The 19163-nt window shown below is 28.5% G+C and carries 20 protein-coding genes; 3 read left to right on the plus strand and 17 right to left on the minus strand.

Going from position 1 to position 19163, the window contains the following annotated elements:
* Nucleotides 1–7: 7 nt before the first annotated feature.
* From AVBRAN12654_RS07195 to AVBRAN12654_RS07270, 16 genes are all read right to left on the minus strand, one after another.
* Entirely contained in the window at nt 8–331 is a 324-nt protein-coding gene (locus tag AVBRAN12654_RS07195; protein ID WP_214116831.1) for a hypothetical protein, read from the minus strand.
* On the minus strand, nt 328–1632 hold the full coding sequence (gene murC, locus AVBRAN12654_RS07200) for a UDP-N-acetylmuramate--L-alanine ligase (RefSeq protein ID WP_214116833.1): 1305 nt from the start codon (nt 1630–1632) through the stop codon (nt 328–330). Before murC ends, AVBRAN12654_RS07195 begins: the two co-directional genes overlap by 4 nt.
* 10 nt (nt 1633–1642) lie before the next feature.
* Complete coding sequence (locus tag AVBRAN12654_RS07205) at nt 1643–2482, minus strand: DMT family transporter (protein ID WP_336614211.1); 840 nt, start codon at nt 2480–2482, stop codon at nt 1643–1645.
* Nucleotides 2479–3132 (minus strand): HesA/MoeB/ThiF family protein, encoded by a 654-nt coding sequence (locus AVBRAN12654_RS07210; RefSeq protein ID WP_214119787.1) that lies wholly within the window; start codon nt 3130–3132, stop codon nt 2479–2481. Before AVBRAN12654_RS07210 ends, AVBRAN12654_RS07205 begins: the two co-directional genes overlap by 4 nt.
* A complete protein-coding gene (locus tag AVBRAN12654_RS07215) occupies nt 3107–3898 on the minus strand; it encodes a carbon-nitrogen hydrolase family protein (protein WP_214119803.1) in 792 nt (263 codons plus the stop codon). Before AVBRAN12654_RS07215 ends, AVBRAN12654_RS07210 begins: the two co-directional genes overlap by 26 nt.
* Nucleotides 3892–4119 (minus strand): exodeoxyribonuclease VII small subunit, encoded by a 228-nt coding sequence (locus tag AVBRAN12654_RS07220; RefSeq protein ID WP_214116840.1) that lies wholly within the window; start codon nt 4117–4119, stop codon nt 3892–3894. The genes AVBRAN12654_RS07215 and AVBRAN12654_RS07220 overlap by 7 nt, the downstream gene beginning before the upstream one ends.
* A complete protein-coding gene (guaB, locus tag AVBRAN12654_RS07225) occupies nt 4116–5567 on the minus strand; it encodes an IMP dehydrogenase (RefSeq protein WP_214119788.1) in 1452 nt (483 codons plus the stop codon). Before guaB ends, AVBRAN12654_RS07220 begins: the two co-directional genes overlap by 4 nt.
* 43 nt (nt 5568–5610) lie before the next feature.
* Nucleotides 5611–7275: an AAA family ATPase gene (locus AVBRAN12654_RS07230; RefSeq protein WP_214116843.1), complete on the minus strand. Its 1665-nt coding sequence runs from the start codon at nt 7273–7275 to the stop codon at nt 5611–5613.
* Nucleotides 7262–8779, minus strand: a complete 1518-nt coding sequence (locus AVBRAN12654_RS07235) for a long-chain-fatty-acid--CoA ligase (protein WP_214119789.1) — start codon at nt 8777–8779, stop codon at nt 7262–7264. The genes AVBRAN12654_RS07230 and AVBRAN12654_RS07235 overlap by 14 nt, the downstream gene beginning before the upstream one ends.
* A gap of 13 nt (nt 8780–8792) precedes the next feature.
* Complete coding sequence (locus AVBRAN12654_RS07240; RefSeq protein ID WP_336614212.1) at nt 8793–10463, minus strand: OmpP1/FadL family transporter; 1671 nt, start codon at nt 10461–10463, stop codon at nt 8793–8795.
* Nucleotides 10464–10630: 167 nt separating this feature from the next.
* On the minus strand, nt 10631–11266 hold the full coding sequence (locus AVBRAN12654_RS07245) for a protein-L-isoaspartate(D-aspartate) O-methyltransferase (protein WP_214116849.1): 636 nt from the start codon (nt 11264–11266) through the stop codon (nt 10631–10633).
* Nucleotides 11256–12278: a ribonucleotide-diphosphate reductase subunit beta gene (locus AVBRAN12654_RS07250; RefSeq protein ID WP_214117055.1), complete on the minus strand. Its 1023-nt coding sequence runs from the start codon at nt 12276–12278 to the stop codon at nt 11256–11258. The genes AVBRAN12654_RS07245 and AVBRAN12654_RS07250 overlap by 11 nt, the downstream gene beginning before the upstream one ends.
* Complete coding sequence (locus tag AVBRAN12654_RS07255; RefSeq protein WP_214116851.1) at nt 12278–12694, minus strand: RDD family protein; 417 nt, start codon at nt 12692–12694, stop codon at nt 12278–12280. Before AVBRAN12654_RS07255 ends, AVBRAN12654_RS07250 begins: the two co-directional genes overlap by 1 nt.
* Before the next feature lie 2 nt (nt 12695–12696).
* A complete protein-coding gene (gene frr, locus AVBRAN12654_RS07260; RefSeq protein WP_214116854.1) occupies nt 12697–13254 on the minus strand; it encodes a ribosome recycling factor in 558 nt (185 codons plus the stop codon).
* Between the two features lie 11 nt (nt 13255–13265).
* A complete protein-coding gene (gene secG / locus AVBRAN12654_RS07265) occupies nt 13266–13583 on the minus strand; it encodes a preprotein translocase subunit SecG (protein WP_214116856.1) in 318 nt (105 codons plus the stop codon).
* An 88-nt stretch (nt 13584–13671) separates the two neighbouring features.
* Entirely contained in the window at nt 13672–14349 is a 678-nt protein-coding gene (locus AVBRAN12654_RS07270; RefSeq protein WP_336614213.1) for a Bax inhibitor-1/YccA family protein, read from the minus strand.
* Between the two features lie 103 nt (nt 14350–14452).
* Here AVBRAN12654_RS07270 and AVBRAN12654_RS07275 point away from each other — a divergent pair, with 103 nt between their 5' ends.
* From AVBRAN12654_RS07275 to nhaA, 3 genes are all read left to right on the plus strand, one after another.
* The gene (locus AVBRAN12654_RS07275) at nt 14453–15091 is read left to right on the plus strand and encodes a carbonic anhydrase (protein WP_214116860.1); all 639 of its coding nucleotides are present in this window, start codon (nt 14453–14455) and stop codon (nt 15089–15091) included.
* Entirely contained in the window at nt 15088–16800 is a 1713-nt protein-coding gene (locus AVBRAN12654_RS07280; RefSeq protein WP_336614214.1) for a mechanosensitive ion channel family protein, read from the plus strand. Before AVBRAN12654_RS07275 ends, AVBRAN12654_RS07280 begins: the two co-directional genes overlap by 4 nt.
* A gap of 214 nt (nt 16801–17014) precedes the next feature.
* Nucleotides 17015–18142 (plus strand): Na+/H+ antiporter NhaA, encoded by a 1128-nt coding sequence (nhaA, locus tag AVBRAN12654_RS07285; RefSeq protein WP_239803053.1) that lies wholly within the window; start codon nt 17015–17017, stop codon nt 18140–18142.
* A gap of 26 nt (nt 18143–18168) precedes the next feature.
* Here the strand turns inward: nhaA and AVBRAN12654_RS07290 are convergent.
* On the minus strand, nt 18169–19163 hold a 995-nt coding region (locus tag AVBRAN12654_RS07290), incomplete at its 5' end, for a sugar MFS transporter (RefSeq protein WP_336614215.1).

Here is a 19163-nt window from a genome sequence, read left to right on the forward strand (position 1 = left end):
CTTAAAATTATTTGCAAATAAACATATCTATTTTTTGATTATTAGTATTATCTATAAACACTGAAGTTCCGTTGTTAAATCCGTGAGTTTTGATATTGATTTTGATACCTTGACAATCTAAATCCTTACCTGAATTATAAATATTTAAAATCTCTTGCTTTAAAGCTCCACTTGAATTATCTAGGCTAGTGTATATAAAACCAACTATAAAAGTAACAACTATTAATGAAATAACAGCCACATAAAGCTTAGAATTAAAATGATTTTTATAATAAATACAAACACCAATTAATGCAAAAAACAATATTAAAAATATTGCAAATCTAATCATTTTAAGCCCCTTAATTTATATGTCAAATCACCTGCATTAAATCCAACCACTACGCCTTTATCTAAAGTAATTTCTCCTAAATTACTAAATAATTTTAAAGAATTATCAACTCTTTTTATATCGTCTATGAAACAAGCATTAGGAAAATGCTTAGCTAAATCAATTTTAATTTCATCTTCATTAGCACTATAAACAGGCAAAATAAATAGCTTTGAAAAACCTTCAAAACAAGTTTTAAAACCTTCTAAATTATCAAGCAATCTTGTGTATTTATGTGGTTGCCAAATCGCTATAGTATCATCTAAATTTAGTGCTTTTGCATAAGAAAATATGCCTTTTTTAGTCTCTCTTACTTCGGTTGGATGATGAGCGTAATCATCAATTATTACAAAATCCTTACTAGCATATAAAACATCAAAACGCTTTTTAATACCACAAAAATCTTTTAAATTTTGCTTAATCTCACTTAGGCTTAGCCCAACACACCTAGCAGCAAGTATTGCTAAAGCAGTATCAATAGCTATACATTCGCTATGACCTTGCACGCTAAAACGACCAAAATCTCTTAAATCAAAAGATATAAAAGGCAAATAATCCTTAACTTCAAATTCTAAGTTTTTAATATCTTCGCTAGGCACTAGTCTTTCACAATCTAAATCAATTGTAGCTAAAAACTCATCTTCAGCATTAATTACTCTAATTTTGCTTTGTTTTAAAAAGTCTGTATAAGCTTTATAAAAAGCGTTTAAATCGTGGTTATAATGCTCTAAATGTTCAGGTTCAGCATTAGTTACTATACTTAAAGCAGGATTTAAATTCAAAAACGAACTATCACTCTCATCAGCTTCAAAAACTAATTTTTCACTAGTTTTATACACCATATTTTTACCAGCTCTTTTATCCACTGCACCGATTATAAAAGAGCTTTGCAAAATATTTGCTAGGATACTACTTGTAGTGCTTTTACCGTGTGCACCTGCAACTGCAAAAAGCATTTTGTTTTCTAAAATAAGTGGCAAGGCTTCTTTTCTTGATAGAACTTTTATGCCTAGTTCTTTTGCTTTTTTTATTTCAGGATTGTTTTCACGAATTACTGCTGAATGCACTACTAAATCAATATCGTTGCTTAAATTTGATGCACTATGACCTATAAAAACCGCAATTCCTTCTGCTCTTAATTCTTTTACTAATTCACTCTCATAAACATCGCTTCCTAAAACACTAATTCCACGCTCATTTAAAAATCTAGCCAACGCACTAAGACCAATGCCACCAATACCAATAAAAAATATTTTTTTCATAAAAAATCCTTTAAGAAAATGCTAGAGCAATCAAAATTAACCCTGCTCCTAATAATTGTAAAATTGTAAATACTTCTCCATAAAAACTTCCTAAAATTCCAGCCGAAATTGGCTCAAGTAGTAAAATCAATGCGACTTTACTTGGATGAAGGTGCTTTTGAGCGTAATTTTGAGCAAAAAAACAAAATATTGTAAATACCAATGCTGATACTAAAATAAGTATAAAAACCTTAGAATTTAAAATAGGAGTTAAACTTAAATCAGCAAAAATTAAAGCCGATAATAAATACATTATCGTGCTGCCTACAAATTGAAAAAATATAAAAGTATTTAAATCATTTGATTTTAAAAATTTATCATTTAAAGCCACTAAAAGTGCAAAAAACACAGCACAAATTATCGCTAAATATTCGCCTTTTCCAAAATTATCAAAATTCGCATCACTAAATAAAAACATACCAAAACAAGCAAGTAAAGCTAGGAAAAATATCTTAAAACTAAGCTTTGCTTTGCTTATAAAAAAGCATAAAAATGGAGCAATAATTCCTTCTAAACCAGTTAGAAAAGCCACATTAGAGCTTTGAGTAAAGCTTAGTGCTTGGGTTTGAAAAATAAAGGCAAACGCCATACAAAAACCAGTGATTAATCCATATAAATAAGTATTTTTGTAATGTTTTAAAATATCATTTTTAACCAAGAAAAAAAACACAATAGAAGCTAATAAAAATCTATAAAATAATAATTCATAGCTATTTATATAGTTTAATACCCACTTAGTAGGCAAAAACGATGCTCCCCAGATAACTACAGCAAATATTAATAAAAAAAATGATTTTTCTTGATGGTTCATAAATTAAACTTATTAAGATTTAAAATATCTTTTGAAAAATCAAAATAATATAAATAATCAAGTTTTACTTCATAACCTGCTAGATATTTTAATGCCAAAATACTTGCAAAAGTAGCACTAAACATAACAAATGGAGTTGCTTGGGGTTTTATCCTTTTTATTTCATTTTTGAATGCTATTTTTTTATTTTTTACAATACTAGCACTTATGAAAAACTCTTCAACACTAGCAAAAATCCAAGGAATATTATTAGCTTTAGCGTAATTATCAATTTCAGCTCTAACTGATAAATTATCAGTCGCATCCATAATCAAATCAGCACTAGGTTTAGTAGCAAAAAATTCTGCCGCACTCATTTTATAAGTTTTTATATCACAAAATGAACGCTCTTTTAATTTATTAAAACAATCAACCTTAGCTTTACCTTCATCGTTAAAATTAAACATAATTTGCCTTTGAATATTGCTAAAGCTAACTATATCAAAATCAACTACACTAATACTCTTTATACCACTACTAGCAAGTGCGTATGCTATACTTGAGCCAAGACCGCCTGCACCTATTATTATGATTTCTTTGTTTTCTAAATTCTTTTGCCTATCTTTTAATAATAAAGTTTGTCTTTCATAAAAGTCGCTTGTTGATTTCATTTCTTACTTCCTTAAATTGCCAAAATTTAGCAGCTTCACTAGGTTTGCTAATTTCAGAAATTAATACTTCTTCAGCGTCGCTTAATTCTTGAACTATATCTCCATAAGCATTGCATAAAAAACTATTACCATAAAAATTCCACTCTAATTCATCTACTTCGCTAACACCAATACGATTTACTCTTAAAATATTAGTATTATTTAAAAATGCTCTCATTTTAATAAGTTCGCACCATCTAGAATTTGAATTATAAGTATTTGCCGTAGGAATTATCAATAAATCTAATTCATTTGCCTTTTTAAAAAACTCATCAAAATGTATTTCATAGCCAAATAAAACACCTATTTTAAAATTATCACATTTAAAAGTATGCAATTTAATAGCTTTTGTTGAATTTATAAAAAAATCCTTTTCATTCCAATGTGAATACGGCATAAAAACTTGCTGATTTATATATTTGATTTTACCTTTATTTGCTACTAAGCAAGTTTTATTAAAACCTTTATTAGTGCTAAGAATTATAGGAGCAACTATACATAAATTATATTTAGCACTATATTCTTTTAAGGCTTCTAGTTTTACCTTGCTTTGCTCTTTTACTAAATCAACTGGCATTTGCTTTAATTCAGTAAAAAAATTATTTAAAACATACTCGCCTAACGCTACTAACCTAACATCTTTTTGCTCGCAAATCCTTAAATAATAATCAAGCCTTGCATTGCTTAAAGCCTGAGTGCTTAGTTGAAGTGCTGCTATTTTCAAAATGGCAATCTTTCTGTATCAATACTTAAAGAATTATTTTGTTTAGTTTGTTCAAATTCTTCAATATCTTTACTAGCCTTATCTAATAATTCTCTAGCTTCGTTTATTAGTTTCATACCATCTTTATACGCATCTACTAAATCAAATAAAGGCGTTTGCTCATCTTCAATTATTTTTAATTTTTCATCTAAAATTTCACAGATTTGTTCGTAAGTTTTTTTCATTGATTTACCTTATAATTTGGTGCTTCTGCAGTGATTGTTACATCATGAACATGGCTTTCTTTAAGCCCTGCACTAGTAATTTCTACAAACTCGGCTTTTTCTTGAAAATCTTTTATATTTATAGCTCCGTTATAACCCATTGAGCTTCTAAGACCACCAAGTAATTGAAACACTACATTTTTAATACTTCCAGTATGTGGAACTCTTCCTTCAATTCCTTCTGGCACTAGCTTTTCTTTTGCTGTTCCTTCTTGAAAATATCTATCAGAACTACCCTTTGCCATAGCCCCTAAGCTACCCATACCACGATACGATTTATATTGTCTTCCTTGATATGTGATAAATTCTCCTGGACTTTCATCAGTCCCTGCTAAAAGCGAGCCTATCATTACACTACTTGCACCTGCTGCAAGAGCCTTTGCGATATCTCCTGAATACTTTATCCCACCATCAGCAATTATAGGCACATTAAACTCTTTAGCAACTTCAGCACAATCACTAATAGCAGTAATTTGTGGAACTCCAACTCCACTTACTATACGAGTAGTGCAAATACTACCTGGTCCAATACCAACCTTTATAGCATCTGCTCCTGCTAATGCTAAATCCCTAACCGCCTTAGGATTAGCGATATTGCCTACTATTACATCTATATTTAATTCTTTTTTGATTTCTTTTAAAGTATCAATTATGCCTTTACTATGTCCGTGAGCACTATCCATAACCAAGACATCAACACCTGCATTTACTAAAGCTCTAGCCCTATCAAGTTGCCCTACTCCAATAGCAGCACCTACTACTAATCTTCCTAATTTATCCTTATTTGCATTTGGATATTCTTTACGCTTTTTTAAATCCTTTATAGTAATAAGACCACAAAGAGTATTACTCTCATCTACTAAAGGCAATTTTTCTATTTTATTTTTACTAAAAATTACTTCAGCTTCATCTAAGGTGCAGCCTTTTTTAGCAGTAATTAAAGGCATTTTTGTCATTACTTCATCAACTATTTTTGAAAAATCAGTCTCAAATCTCAAATCACGATTAGTTAAAATTCCTAATAATTTTTTATCATTATCTACAACAGGAACACCTGAAATACTATATTCATTCATAATAGCTAAAGCATCACTTACCTTTGCTTTAGTATTAACATAAACAGGGTCATATATAATACCACTTTCACTTTTTTTAACCCTGATTATTTCTCTTACTTGGCTTTCAATATCCATATTTTTATGAATTATTCCAATTCCACCAAGCCTTGCCATCATTATTGCAGCCTTATGCTCTGTAACCGTATCCATAGCAGCCGAAATTAAAGGCATATTTAAATTAATATTTTTAGTAAGCTTTGTACTAATATCAACTTCTTTTGGTAAAACTTCTGAATATTGCGGAACCAATAATACATCTTCAAATGTTAGAGCTTTTTTAATAATATTCACTGGATTTTCCTTTCGTAGTTTATTTTATTATAAGGGCTATTGATTAATTAAAGCCCATTTTAATTTCTTTAGAAAAATCGCTATTTAGTTCTTTTTGAATACTTTCTTTAAAATCATCTAATCTAAAAATTCCATCGCCTTGAGCAACTTTTATAGCAGTATTTTTAACAACCATTTTAATCTGTGCTCCACTTAATTCATAACTTTTTAAATCTTCTACTTTAAATCCTGATTCAAATTCCGCATTTTTTGGTAAGTGTAATTTCCAAATCTTCTCACGCTCTATTTCTGTTGGATTTGAGAATTTGATTTTATACTCAAATCTCCTTGAAAATGCTGGGTCTAAACTATCTAAAAAGTTAGTTGTAGCTATTACAATGCCATCAAATTTTTCTAGTTGTTCTAAGAAAATATTTTGCATTTGATTATGCATTAATTCACTTCCGTGACTTGCTACACTTCTAGTGCTTAAAAATTGATCGGCCTCGTTTAATAATAAAATAGGTGGAGTTTTAACGCTTTTGCTAATTATTTTATAATTATCAAAAATAGCACGAACATTTTTCTCACTCTCTCCTACATACTTATCTAATACTTTAGAGCAATCTAGTGTGATAATCTCTCTTTTTAAAGTTTTTGCTAAATAACTAGCACTCATAGTCTTACCCGTGCCTGGAGGTCCATAAAAAATTATATTAGCTCTTAAAATATCATCTTTTACTATGCCCCAATCTTTCAATCTTTTTGCCACACTTTTGGTTGAGCGTTTTTTAAGACTTGTTGCTAAATCGCTAATATCTTTACTAACTATTAAATCTATTTCATTTATTTCTAAATATTCAAAGAAATTTAATTCTTCTACAATAGCTTTAATATTTTCGCCTTTATTTGGGAAAAAATATTTTAAAGCATTATCACTTATAATAAATCTATTATCATTACCAACATATTCAATTAATTCATTGCTAAGCAACTTAGAATCATCACTTAATAATTCATAATTTCTAATCTTTTCTAATTGATAAGGATTAATTATGCTTAATAATTCTTCATAATGAAGTGGTTTTTTAGAGCCTGTTAATTCTTCTTTTAATAAAGCCATTAATATAAGAGTTTCTTCGGCACTCAAATCATAATCTTTCATAATTTCATTAAAAGGATTATGAAATTTTGGGCTATTTTTAAGCCTTGTATTAATCAAATCAAGTCTTAAATCCGATGTTAAAAACTCTAATTTAATCCTAGCATCAATCATATCAAAGCAATCATTTAAATAAACGCTTAAATCAGTATAAGGCTTATGTTTATATTCTTCTAATTCATTATCACTAATTAATCTTGCCCCATCAAATTCATTAGCAAGGTTAAAAAATACATGAGCATATCTTGTAAGTGCTATTGACTGAAATAAAATAAGCCCTGCATTATCTTTATAATTAAACTGCTTTCCGCTTGCTTCTTGAATAAATTTTTTCTCATATAGCTCAACGAAATTTGGTAAATACGAAACCATTTGAGCGGTAGTATTAGCATTAAACGCATCTTCTACAATGCTATGAAACTTTATCCCAAAACGAGATTTTATAGTTTTGTTTAGCATTGTTCTTAATATAATGCACGCTTCTTTAGATAGACCTTGATTTAATAACTTTAAATATAAAAAACTCTCTTCGTAATTATTACTTAAAAACTCTTTAATTTTTTCCAATTTCTAACTCTTTTTTTAATTCTTTTTTCAATACTTTTCCAGCAGCATTTTTTGGTAATTCGCATTTAAACACAATTGTTTTAGGAACTTTATAATTTGCTAAATACTTTTTAAGATACTTTTGAATTTCTTGAGCACTTAGTTTAGCACCTTCTTTTAAACAAACATAAGCAACAACGCTTTCATCTAACTCACTATCCTTAACACCTATAACAGCACAAGAATCAATTTCATCTAATTGCATAATAATATCTTCAATTTCTCTTGGATATATATTAATCCCCTTTGCAATTATTATGTCTTTTTTCCTATCTACTATATAAATAAATCCATCTTCATCAAGTCTTGCAATATCACCTGTTTTAAGCCACTCGCCTTCTATTACTTCATTGGTTAATTCAGGTTTATTGTAATAGCCTTGCATTACACAATCACCCTTTACAATTAACTCCCCTACTTCTCCGATAGGCAATTCTTTTAAATCATCATCTACTACTTTTACTTGATACCCGTGTAATGGCAAACCTACTGAATTAACCTTTTGCTTATCTAGGCGATTTACCGCAACTACTGGAGAACATTCGCTTAATCCATAGCCTTCTAAAACTGCGGTTCTTTTAAATTTTTCCTTATAGGCTTTAAGAGTTCCTTCACTTAAGGCACTAGAGCCTGATACTATAATTCTAATTTTATGAAACCACATAAAATACCAAGGTAACTTTGCTTTTAATAAAGCATTTAGTATCACAGGAACTGAAAATAATATCGTAACTCTTTTTAATAGAATTTGTTTTATAACATTTGAAAAAGGTAAAACAGAACGCTCAATTACAAGCGAGCAACCCGAAAGTAAAGGTAATAAACAAACTGCTGTTAAAGTAAAACTATGAAACATAGGCAAATACGCTATGGCTCTATCTGATGATTTTATTTTAAAATCGTGTTGAGCTGATTTGATATTTGATAAAATATTTTTATAGCTTAATAAAACTCCTTTAGGAAGACCTGTTGTTCCTGAAGTGTATATTATATGAACGCTATCATCAATACTAGCTTCACACTTAAAATTATAAACAGGTGCATAATCTAAATAACTCGCTAAATATCCATCTTTTAAATTATCATCAAAAGAATGGTATATTAAAATATCTTTAAATTCATTAGCTAATTCAGCAGCTTCTTTAATATCTTTTGAAACTATTAATAATTTTGCATCGCAGTCTTTAATAATATACTCATATTCTTCACATTTTAGCATAGTATTAATAGGAACTGCGACTGCTTTTAAAGATGCTATTGCAAAATATAAAATCATAAATTCTTTACAATTACTCATAATAAAAGCTACATTGTCACCACTTTTAACGCCTTGATTTTGCAAAAAAGCTATCATTTTATCTACATGAGTTTTTAACTCTTTAAAGCTTATTTTTCCATTTGCATCAAAAATAGCAACTCTACTTAAATTAGAATAATGTTCTAAGTATTCATAATAATTTTGCATTTACATCCTTTAATTAAAACTCATAATTGATACCAACATTTACAATCTGATTTGATTGATTTGAAAACTTACCTTTAGTCTGTATCAAAATATTATCAGTAACATTATTTACTTTAACATCAGCATAGTGTTGATATGCTCCCGCTCCTGTTACTTTTAAGTTTTTGTTTAATCTATATTCAAGTCCTAAAGAATACATATACATTCTACTATCTTTTGCTAAAAAGCTTATTTTCTCGCGTCTTACTGGACTATCTTCTGTAGAAAAACCTAGCATAAGCGATAATTCTTTATCATAGTTATATCTATAACCAAAGCTAAGTAATGTTGTATCTCTCCAACCTTGTTCTAAACTACTTTGTAAAAATGATGATAAAAAATACTCTTCAATAGCTTGCTTATCTTTAGGGTCTAAAGTAGCACCTATACTCATAGCAACTTTTTGAAAACCTTCAATAGTATTACAATCATTACCAGGTACTGCACACTTTTGCATAAATTGCATTGTTGCGAGCTTTAATGATTGTGGAATTTCTGGTGAATTTATTTTTAAATCCAATGTTTTTGCTTTACTCCAAAATGTTCTTCCCATATTAAACATAAACTCGTGTTTACCATATTCATAGGCAATACCAAAATTAGCATTAGCAGGATATAAGAAATTAGCACTCACATAACCATTATAACCAACTTTACTATCTTGAGTAGGTAAAGTTCCAACTATAGAACCAGTGTTAGGGTCTATTTTATATACTTCACTCATAAGACCAGCCAATCCAATACTCATAGCTGCTAACTCTTGAATAGACATTTGCATAGAATTAAATTGTTCTTGATTTTTTGGAGATAAATTATTTGCAAAATCAAACATTCCAAACTTTGACATTTTAAAATCAATATTACCTTCAAACTTATTTTTATAAGAAGAATTATAAAGTAATGAAAATCTTAATTTATCATCAAAATATTTAGGAACATAAGTTAAAGATAATTTGTATCCAAATTTATAACCATTATCTACCCTAGCATCTCCTTCATATACCCAAGAATAAGGATGTGCATTACCTTTTTCATCAACCCAAACTCTATTTACACTACTAATATCTGCTGGAATATATCTAGGATTTTTTGCATTATCTTTTAAAATATTAAATTTAATTCTAGTATGATTTAATGTTAAACTTGCACCCAAACTTAATTCATCAATAGGCTTATAAGCATAGGAAATAGCTGCAGTTCCACCACGAATATCCATATTATTAGCAAGTGCTTTTGCATAATCACTATTCCATCCATAAACAGCAGCAAAATCAGTATAACCTGCAAATCCAACAAAATGTTGCTCGTTAATAGGATAAACAAATGCAAGTGTTGGTATAAAGAACGAAAACTCTTTTCCGTGTGCATCAGTGGCGTTATAATATGGTTCGCCATCTAAACCATTTACCAATTCATTTGTAAATCTTGAGCCAGCAGCATTGTAAAAATTTGAACTAAAATGCAATTGTGGATTTTGTCCTAAAAATCCCATATTTGCTGGATTTATAAAAGCCGCATCGGCACTAAAACTCTTTGCTAAATTTGAGCTAGATAAAGCTACTCCATCAGCACTCAATGGAACTAGCTTATAATTTGATGCTAGTAAGCTACCACTAACAACAAATGATAAGAAAACCTTATTCATTGACTCAATTTGTCCTTAATTTTTAAATAAAGTTTCGATTATATATTTTTAAAATTAATTTTTCTTTACAAAGGATAATTTTTACCTTATTAAGCTAATTATACAAATAAATGTAGATTAAAAAATATTTTGAGTAAAAATAAAGATTAAAAAGTGATGTTAAATTACTATTCAACACCACTTAACATAGGAACAAAAGTGCAAGAATCAAGAATGATTTCTTCTATTCTATCTTTATGCTTAATATACTTAGTAATATATTGTTTATTTTCATTTCCAACAGGAGCTACTAAAATTCCACCAACTTCAAGTTGAGTAAATAATACATCAGGAACTTTATTTGTATATGCAGATAGTAAAATTCTCTCATAAGGTGCATAATTTTTAAGCCCATTATTTCCATCGGCGTGGCGAACATATACATTTGCCTTGATTGTATCAAGATTTTTTATTGCTTTATTTGATAATTCCTTTATTCTCTCAAGAGAAAAAACTCTTCTAATAAGATTACTCAAAAGTGCAGCTTGATACCCGCTACCACAACCAATCTCAAGCACACTATCAGCACCAACAGGCTCTAGTGCTGCTGTCATCTTTGCAACGGTAATTGGTGAGCTAATCCATTGATTTGAGCTAAGCGGCATTGCGTGAAGCTCATAAGCAAAATTACTCATAGGCATAAAAATTTCTCTTGGTGTATTAGCAAATGCTTGTTTAATCTCATTGCTAATATTAACTTCATTTGCAATATTTTCAGCAAGTCTAGCACATTTTTGCTGTTCGTAAATATCCTTAAAAATCATCAAAACTCAAGCTTCCTTTACTATAATTTGTAACTTTACTTTCAAAAAAGTTACTCTTTTGGTCGTTAAATTTAGAAAAGTCATCAACCCATTTAATAGGATGTTTTGCATTATATTTTTTATCAAGTCCAATTGAGCTAAGTCTTAAATCTACTAAATAATGAATATATTCAGTAATTATATCGTCAGTAAAGCCCATAATTTGATTTTGAGTAATGTATTTACCCCATTCAATTTCAAGCTCTGCAGCTCTTTCAAACATTTCATAAATTTTAGCAATTGTTTTTTCGTTAAATAAATCAGGTCTTTCTTTTCTAACTGAATTAATCATATTTTGAAACAACAATAAGTGAGTGATTTCATCTCTTTGAATAAATCTTACCATTTGAGCAGAACCTAGCATTTTACCTGCACGAGCTAGTGCGTAAATTGCAGTAAAGCCACTATAAAAATAAATTCCTTCTAGAATTTGATTCGCAACCATTGCATATAGTAACTTTTCATCAGTTACATCTCCTGCAAGTTCTTCATATAAACTTGAAATAAAATCATTTTTCTTTCTTAAAGTAGCGTCGTGCTTTTCCATTTCATATATTAAATCAGTGTCATCACAAATAGCTTCAACCATTACTGCATAACTTTTTGAATGATTTGCTTCTTCGTAAGCTTGTCTTGCTAATACTGCATTAATCTCTGGAGCTGTTATATAAGGGTTGATATTATCAGCAAGGTTATTGGTTTGAAAACTATCCATAGAAATTAGTTGGCTCCATACTAAATCATACATTCTTTTTTCACTTGAAGTTAAATTACATTTATAATCAAGTGCATCTTTTGTAGTATCAACTTCTCTAGGAAACCAAGTATTAGCTTCCATTAAATCCCATAATTTTAAAGCCCACTCATATTTTGCTTTTGTAAAATTTAATATACCTTGTGGATTTCCACCAAATACTCTTCTTGATGTTAAATCTTCATTACTTTGTGGATTATAAATTCTTTTTCTATCCATCATTTGTTCTCCTTAAGGACTATTGTGTTTGAAAATAAATCGTGTATATATTGCCTATCTTTTCTAAAAAATGGAAATAAAATACCAAATAATAAAGAAAATGTAAGCACAAACAATACCAATCTAATAAAAACTTGAAATAAACTTGCTTTTTTACCATTTTTATTTCTTAAATGCAAACCTAAATATTTATACCCTAAACTCTGACCTTTAAAAAATAAAAGTAAAAATAAAACTAAAAGATAAGTAATGGTTGCAAATAATATAAAAGATTGATTTTGTCTATACTCACTAGCACTACCTACTAAGATATAGGTAGTGAAGTATTGTATTGGCATCATTATCATAAACATATCAACAATGCCAGCTTTTAATTTATCATAAAGGCTAGCTAAACTTACCTTAGCCTTTGCCATTTTTAAACTTTAAGTAATTGTGTTTCTTTTTCTTTAACTAATTCATCAGTCTTAGCTATTGCTGCATCTGTTAATTTTTGAACTTCATCGTAAGCTTTTTTAGCTTCATCTTCGCTTACTGCTTTATCTTTTTCTAATTTTTTTACAGCGTCATTAGCGTCTTTTCTGATATTTCTAATAGCTACTTTGCATTTTTCTCCCATTGCTTTTGCAGCTTTAGCATTTTCTTCTCTTTGCTCTTTAGTCATTGGTGGGAAAAATAATTTAACTCCATCAGCATCAGCATTAGGATTTACACCGATATTTGCTGCTTTTATAGCAGTATCTATAGCCTTAATCATAGATTTTTCCCAAGGACTAATAGTAATTGTCGTTGCATCAGTTGCTAACACGGTTGCAACTTGATTTAATGGAGTTGGGGTTCCATAATAATCTACAAAAACATTATCTAATATAGAAATATTTACTTTACCTGTTCTTAAAGTCATAAAATCTTTTTTTAAAGAATTGTGAGCTTTTTCGTTTTGTTCTTTTTGTTTTGAATAAATATCATTTAACATTAGTATTCCTTTTATTTAATTGATTCTGGTAATGCTTTAGGCTGATTAGTGTCATTAAGTTGTTTGCTAGCATTTTCTAGTTTATTTACTAGACTTTCACCAGTTTTAGTGTTATAACTATAGCTTAAATAAATAGTATTAGCTACTAGCAAAACTCCTATAATAAAAGTAAATTTTGCTAAAAAACCAGCAGGACCTTTAGCTCCAAATAAGCTCTCATTAGAACCACTATAAGCACCTAAGCCTATACTTGAGCTTTTTTGCATAAGAACGCAAGCACAAATAATAACTACTAAAATAAATTGAATTGCGATAAAAATTGTGTTCATATTACTTCTTTCGTTTAAAAATAAAGTTTGTATTATATGTTATAAAATTTAAAATAAGTTAAAGCCTTCAAAATTGAAGGCTTAAAAATTAGTCTCTAATGCTTCTTAAGATATTTAATAAAGATATAAATAAATTAATAAAGTCAAGGTATAAAGCAATTGCACCTTGAATTGGTGTTTGATAAGCTCCACGAATTATCATTTGAGTATCATAAATGATAAAGAAGCTAAATACTATTGCTCCAACGCAAGAAACTATTAAATGTAAAAGGTGGCTTTGGAAAAATAAGTTTAATAAAGACGCACCTATCATAATTAATAAAACTATAAAAAATCCTTTAGCAAAAACGCTAAAATCCCTTTTAGTTGTAAATGCAAAAACACTAAGACCTGCAAAAGCTAAAGTTGTTAAGAATAAAGCTTGAGCAATAATTGTAGCACCTGCTTGACTTTGTAAAGTAATATAAATAATTCCAGTAAGGCTTAATCCACTAATAAATGCAAATACAAATAGCATAGCAATAGCACCATTAGTTACCTCACTTTTTCTATTTAATATCATAATTAAGGCAATTTCTACTATAAGCGTTCCTATACTAGCCCAAATATTGCCAACTAAAAAACTAGCTAAATAAGTAGCACCTAAATAAGCTCCTAAAGTAGCTGCAACTAGTGAAAGTGCAAAATACATATATGTATCTCTTACAAAAATAGCAGCATCTGAGCGAATTGCTGAACTAGCACGAGTTCTTTCGTATAAACTCATAATTGTCTCCTTGTTATTATTAAATGCACTTGATTATAACTAAGTTAGTTAATATCTCATTGAAATTTTTTTATATAATTTCGCTTTTTAACAAGGATAAAAAATGGATAAATTAATAAAAGGCGCATTGCAATTTATGCAAGAAGGGTTTTTAGAACATAAAGACTTATTTAAAGATTTAAAAGAAGAGCAAAATCCACATACATTATTTATAGGTTGTGCTGATTCAAGAGTAATTCCTAATCTAATAACTTCAACAGTTCCAGGAGAATTATTTGTTGTAAGAAATATAGCAAATATTATCCCACCATATCGTGTAAAAGATGAATATTTAGCAACAACTTCAGCTATTGAATATGCTTTATATGCGTTAAATGTTGAAAATGTAATAATATGTGGGCATAGCAACTGCGGTGGATGTAAAGATATTCCTAGTAAAAAAGCAGAACTTTTACCTAACGTAAAAAAATGGGTTTCTTTAATTGATGATATTAAACAACAAGTTGATTTTACATTAGAACTAAACCACTACGAAGGTCAATACGCATTAAGGTCTTGGATGATAGAAAAAGCAAATATTTTAAATAGCTATGAAAATTTATTAGGCTATCCTGAAGTTCAAAAAAGAATTGATGAGAATAAATTAAAAATTAGAGCTTGGTATTTTTTAATAGAAACAGGAGAAATCTATGAATACTGCCCTAATGACGGACACTTTAAACCATTAAAGGATATTAAATGAGAATTTTATTTATACTATTATTTGGGGTTTTTTTATATTCTAATGAGCTATTAAATAATATTGATAATTTTTCTACTAAAAACATAAAAATAGAAGAATTAAATAAATTTTTAGCTGATGAAAAAGATGAAAACAGCCAAAATAAACTCAAAATAAATTCTGAAATCAAAGAATTAAAAAATGAAAAAAATCAAATACTAGCAATATTTCCAACCCTAATTACACCAGAGAATTTAGACAAAAACATATTAAAAGATATTAAAAAAACTAATAATGATAAAATTTTACAAGCAGTAGAACAAAATTTTTATGAATGTTTATTAGAAATTATTTCTTATCTAAATTCTAAAGAAGAGCATAAAACAGATTTAAAAAATCTAATAGATGAACGCATAAAAACGATTAGTAATTATACAAGTGATAACCAAGAGGTAAAAATTAAAATCAATTCTTATACAGAACTTTTAACATATCTTAGACTAAATACAGATATATTTACCACTAATGATATTTTTAAGCAACTAGATACTAATAAATTTTTAAGCAAATTTAATTCATATTTTCCAGAAGAAGTAAATAAATATATAAACCCTGGCAAAGTGATAATATGCACTCTTATAATGCTATTTATATTTTTATTAAAAAAATTAGTTCTTAAAATAATTTTTGCAATAATTTTAAGAGTATTTAAGAAAAACCATGATGATCATTCATTGCAATTATTACAAAAATCAACAAAACCATTAATTGCTTTATTTTATATATATGGTTTATGGTTATGTTTTCTAATAGCGTTCTATCCTGCTCCAATTATGACACTTATACTAACGCTATTTGGCATTATTAACACTATGGCATTTACTTGGTTATTAATAACTATCTTAGATGGATACGGAGTAATAATTATTTCAAAAATTGCTAAAAGAAGCGGTAAAAAAGAAATAATAAATCTTATGCTAAAAATACTATATTTTATAATAGTCTTCATAGCTATATTAATCATACTTGCTAAATTAGGTTTTGATATTTCAGCAATTATTGCTTCATTAGGTATTGGTGGTTTAGCAGTTGCACTTGCTGCAAAAGATATTATCGCTAACTTTTTTGCTTCTGTTTTAATGTTATTTGATAATTCATTTTCTCAAAGTGATTGGGTAGAAATTAACGGAATAGAAGGAACAATAGTTGAAACAGGTCTTAGAAAAACAACCATAAGAACTTTTGATAACTGCTTAGTATTTATCCCAAATTCTACGATATTAAATGGAAATATAAAAAATTATTCAAAAAGAAAATATGGTAGAAGAGTAAGAATGAGCGTTGGCTTGACATACGACGCAAGCACAGAGCAAATACAAAATTTTATAAACGATATAAAAGAATTGCTGACAAGCAATAATATAATTGCTAACGAAAACGATGATGTATTTCAACACAAAAACAAAAATTATTACAAACAAAATTTAATTTCTGTCAATGATTTAGAAGGCTTTAAATCATCAATTTATGTTTGGCTAGATGATTTTGCTGCAAGTAGTATCAATATAGAGCTATACTTTTATATAAAAAGCGTTAGTGCTAAACAATATTATGATGAAAAAAGCAAAATATTAATGGAAATTATGAAAATAGTTGAGAAAAATGGTCTAAGTTTTGCTTTCCCTTCAACTAGCCTTTATATTGAAAAACTTCCAGATACAACAAAATAATTCAAATATCCTATTTTAAATGTAAGAATTTAAAATAGGAATTTTAATTTTATTTTTAAATTATTAAATAATAAAAATTATTATCTTTTATAAACTTTTATTTATTTTTTTTAATTATTATCAGAGTAAATATCGCTTTTAAAACCTTTATAATTCTTTAAATCAAGCATTTTTTACTAAGAATGTTTTATTTAATTTATTTAAAAGGAGAGAAATGTTATCAAAAATCAAAAACAACGAACTTTTACCTGCATTTTTATTATTATTTATGACATTTTTAGCAATATTTTTAAAAAATTCTTCATTTAGTGAATTTTACAATGCTTGTTTAGAAGCTAGAGCATCTGTTAGCTTTTTAGATTATTCTTTAAGCAAACCATTATTTTTATGGGTAAATGATGGATTGGTTGCTATATTTTTCTTTTGGATTGGACTTGAAGTAAAAAAAGAAATTCTATGCGGAGAACTAAATACAAATAGCAAAAGATTATTACCGCTTGCTGGTGCTTTAGGTGGAATTATTGTTCCTGCTTTAATATATTCTATATTTAATTTTTTTGATACTTATAGATTAAGTGGATTTGCAATTCCAACAGGAACTGATACAGCGTTTGCTATTGCTATTTTATTAATGCTAAAAAACTATGTTCCAAATAGTGTAAGAGTATTTTTATTAAGCCTTGCAATATTTGATGATATTGCTGCAATTATTATAATTGCGATATTTTATACAAATGACCTTTTATATATTTCTCTTGTTTTAGGCTCTATTGGTGTTGGGTTATTATTTATATTAAATATTTTCCATTGCACTTACAAAATGTTTTATTTAATAGTAGGTGCTTTTATTTGGGTTTGTGTTTTAGAAAGTGGAGTTCATACTACTTTAGCTGGAATGCTTTGCGCATTTTTTATCCCTTTACATACTAAAGACAATAAAGAATTTTTAGAGCAAATTATGCACGATTTAACCCCTTATGTAAATTATGCAATATTGCCTATATTTGCTTTATTTAATGCTGGGGTATTGCTTGAGTTTAATTTAGATAATTTAAATAGTGTATTTTTTGGAATATTTTTTGGTTTATTTATTGGAAAGCAATTAGGAGTATTTAGTTTTTGCTTACTTGCTAATAAACTAGGTGCAACCTTACCATCTAGCAAAAAGATTTTATACGGAGCTAGTATATTAACAGGAATTGGCTTTACAATGAGCTTTTTTATAAATACATTAGTTTTTGAAGGAAATGAAGCAATTTTTAATAGTGCAAAATTAGCAGTTTTAAGTGCTAGTTGTTGTTCTGCTGTGCTTGGATTTTTATGGTTAAGATTTAAGATTTGAATTCAGAAAAATCTGAATTCAAATTCTTATTTGCATTTATAGCCTTTAACTGCAAAGAATAAAATATATAAATAGCAAATCGCAGGAATAATGAAAGATATATGTAAATTAACAATATCAGCAAGTATTCCTTGAATAGGAGGGATAATAGCTCCACCAACGATTGCTATACAAATAATTCCTGAAGCTTGAGAAGTGCAGCGACCAAGTCCATTTGTAGCAAGTGAAAAAATAGTTGGAAACATAATAGAGTTAAAAAATCCAACACCTAAAACTGCGTAAGCACCCAATTCTCCACCAATTAAAATAGCACACAATAAAAGCGTCATAGCAATAACTGCATTGAATGCTAAACAATAAGCAGGTTTAATATAATTCATTATATAACTTCCAATAAAGCGACCTACCATAGCTCCACCCCAATAATAAGCTATCATACTAGCACCTTCTACTTGAGTGATATTTAAAATAGGCATTAAATAAAGAATTAAAAATGAGCCGATAGCAACTTCAGCACCAACATAGCAAAAAATCCCAATAGCACCTAAAACTAAGTGTTTATATTGCCAAGCACTTGTTCTTGTATCGTGTGCGTTTTCGCTGATTTCTTCTGCTGTAATTCTTACATCAGGTAATTTTATGAAAAACTTCACAAAAATTCCTAAAACAATTAGTGCAACTGCAATTCCTAAATAAGGTAATTGAACCGAGCTTATTTTTTCTTCTAAGCTTAAATTTGTAGTTGAACTTAAGATAAATAAGCTACCAAAAAATGGTCCAACGGTTGTTCCAAGTGAATTAAATGCTTGAACTAAAGCTAAATTTCTTGCTTCTTTACCACTAGGTGATAATAAAGTAACGAACGGATTTCCTGTAACTTGAAGTAACACTACCCCACTAGCTAAAACAAATAAAGCACCTAAAAATATAGCATAACTATGAGTTCCTGCTGCAGGATAGAATAAAATAGCACCTAATGCGGCTAATAAAAATCCACCTACAACACCATTTTGATAGCCAA

Source organism: Campylobacter sp. RM12654 (assembly GCF_020137585.1).
Taxonomy (GTDB): domain Bacteria; phylum Campylobacterota; class Campylobacteria; order Campylobacterales; family Campylobacteraceae; genus Campylobacter_E.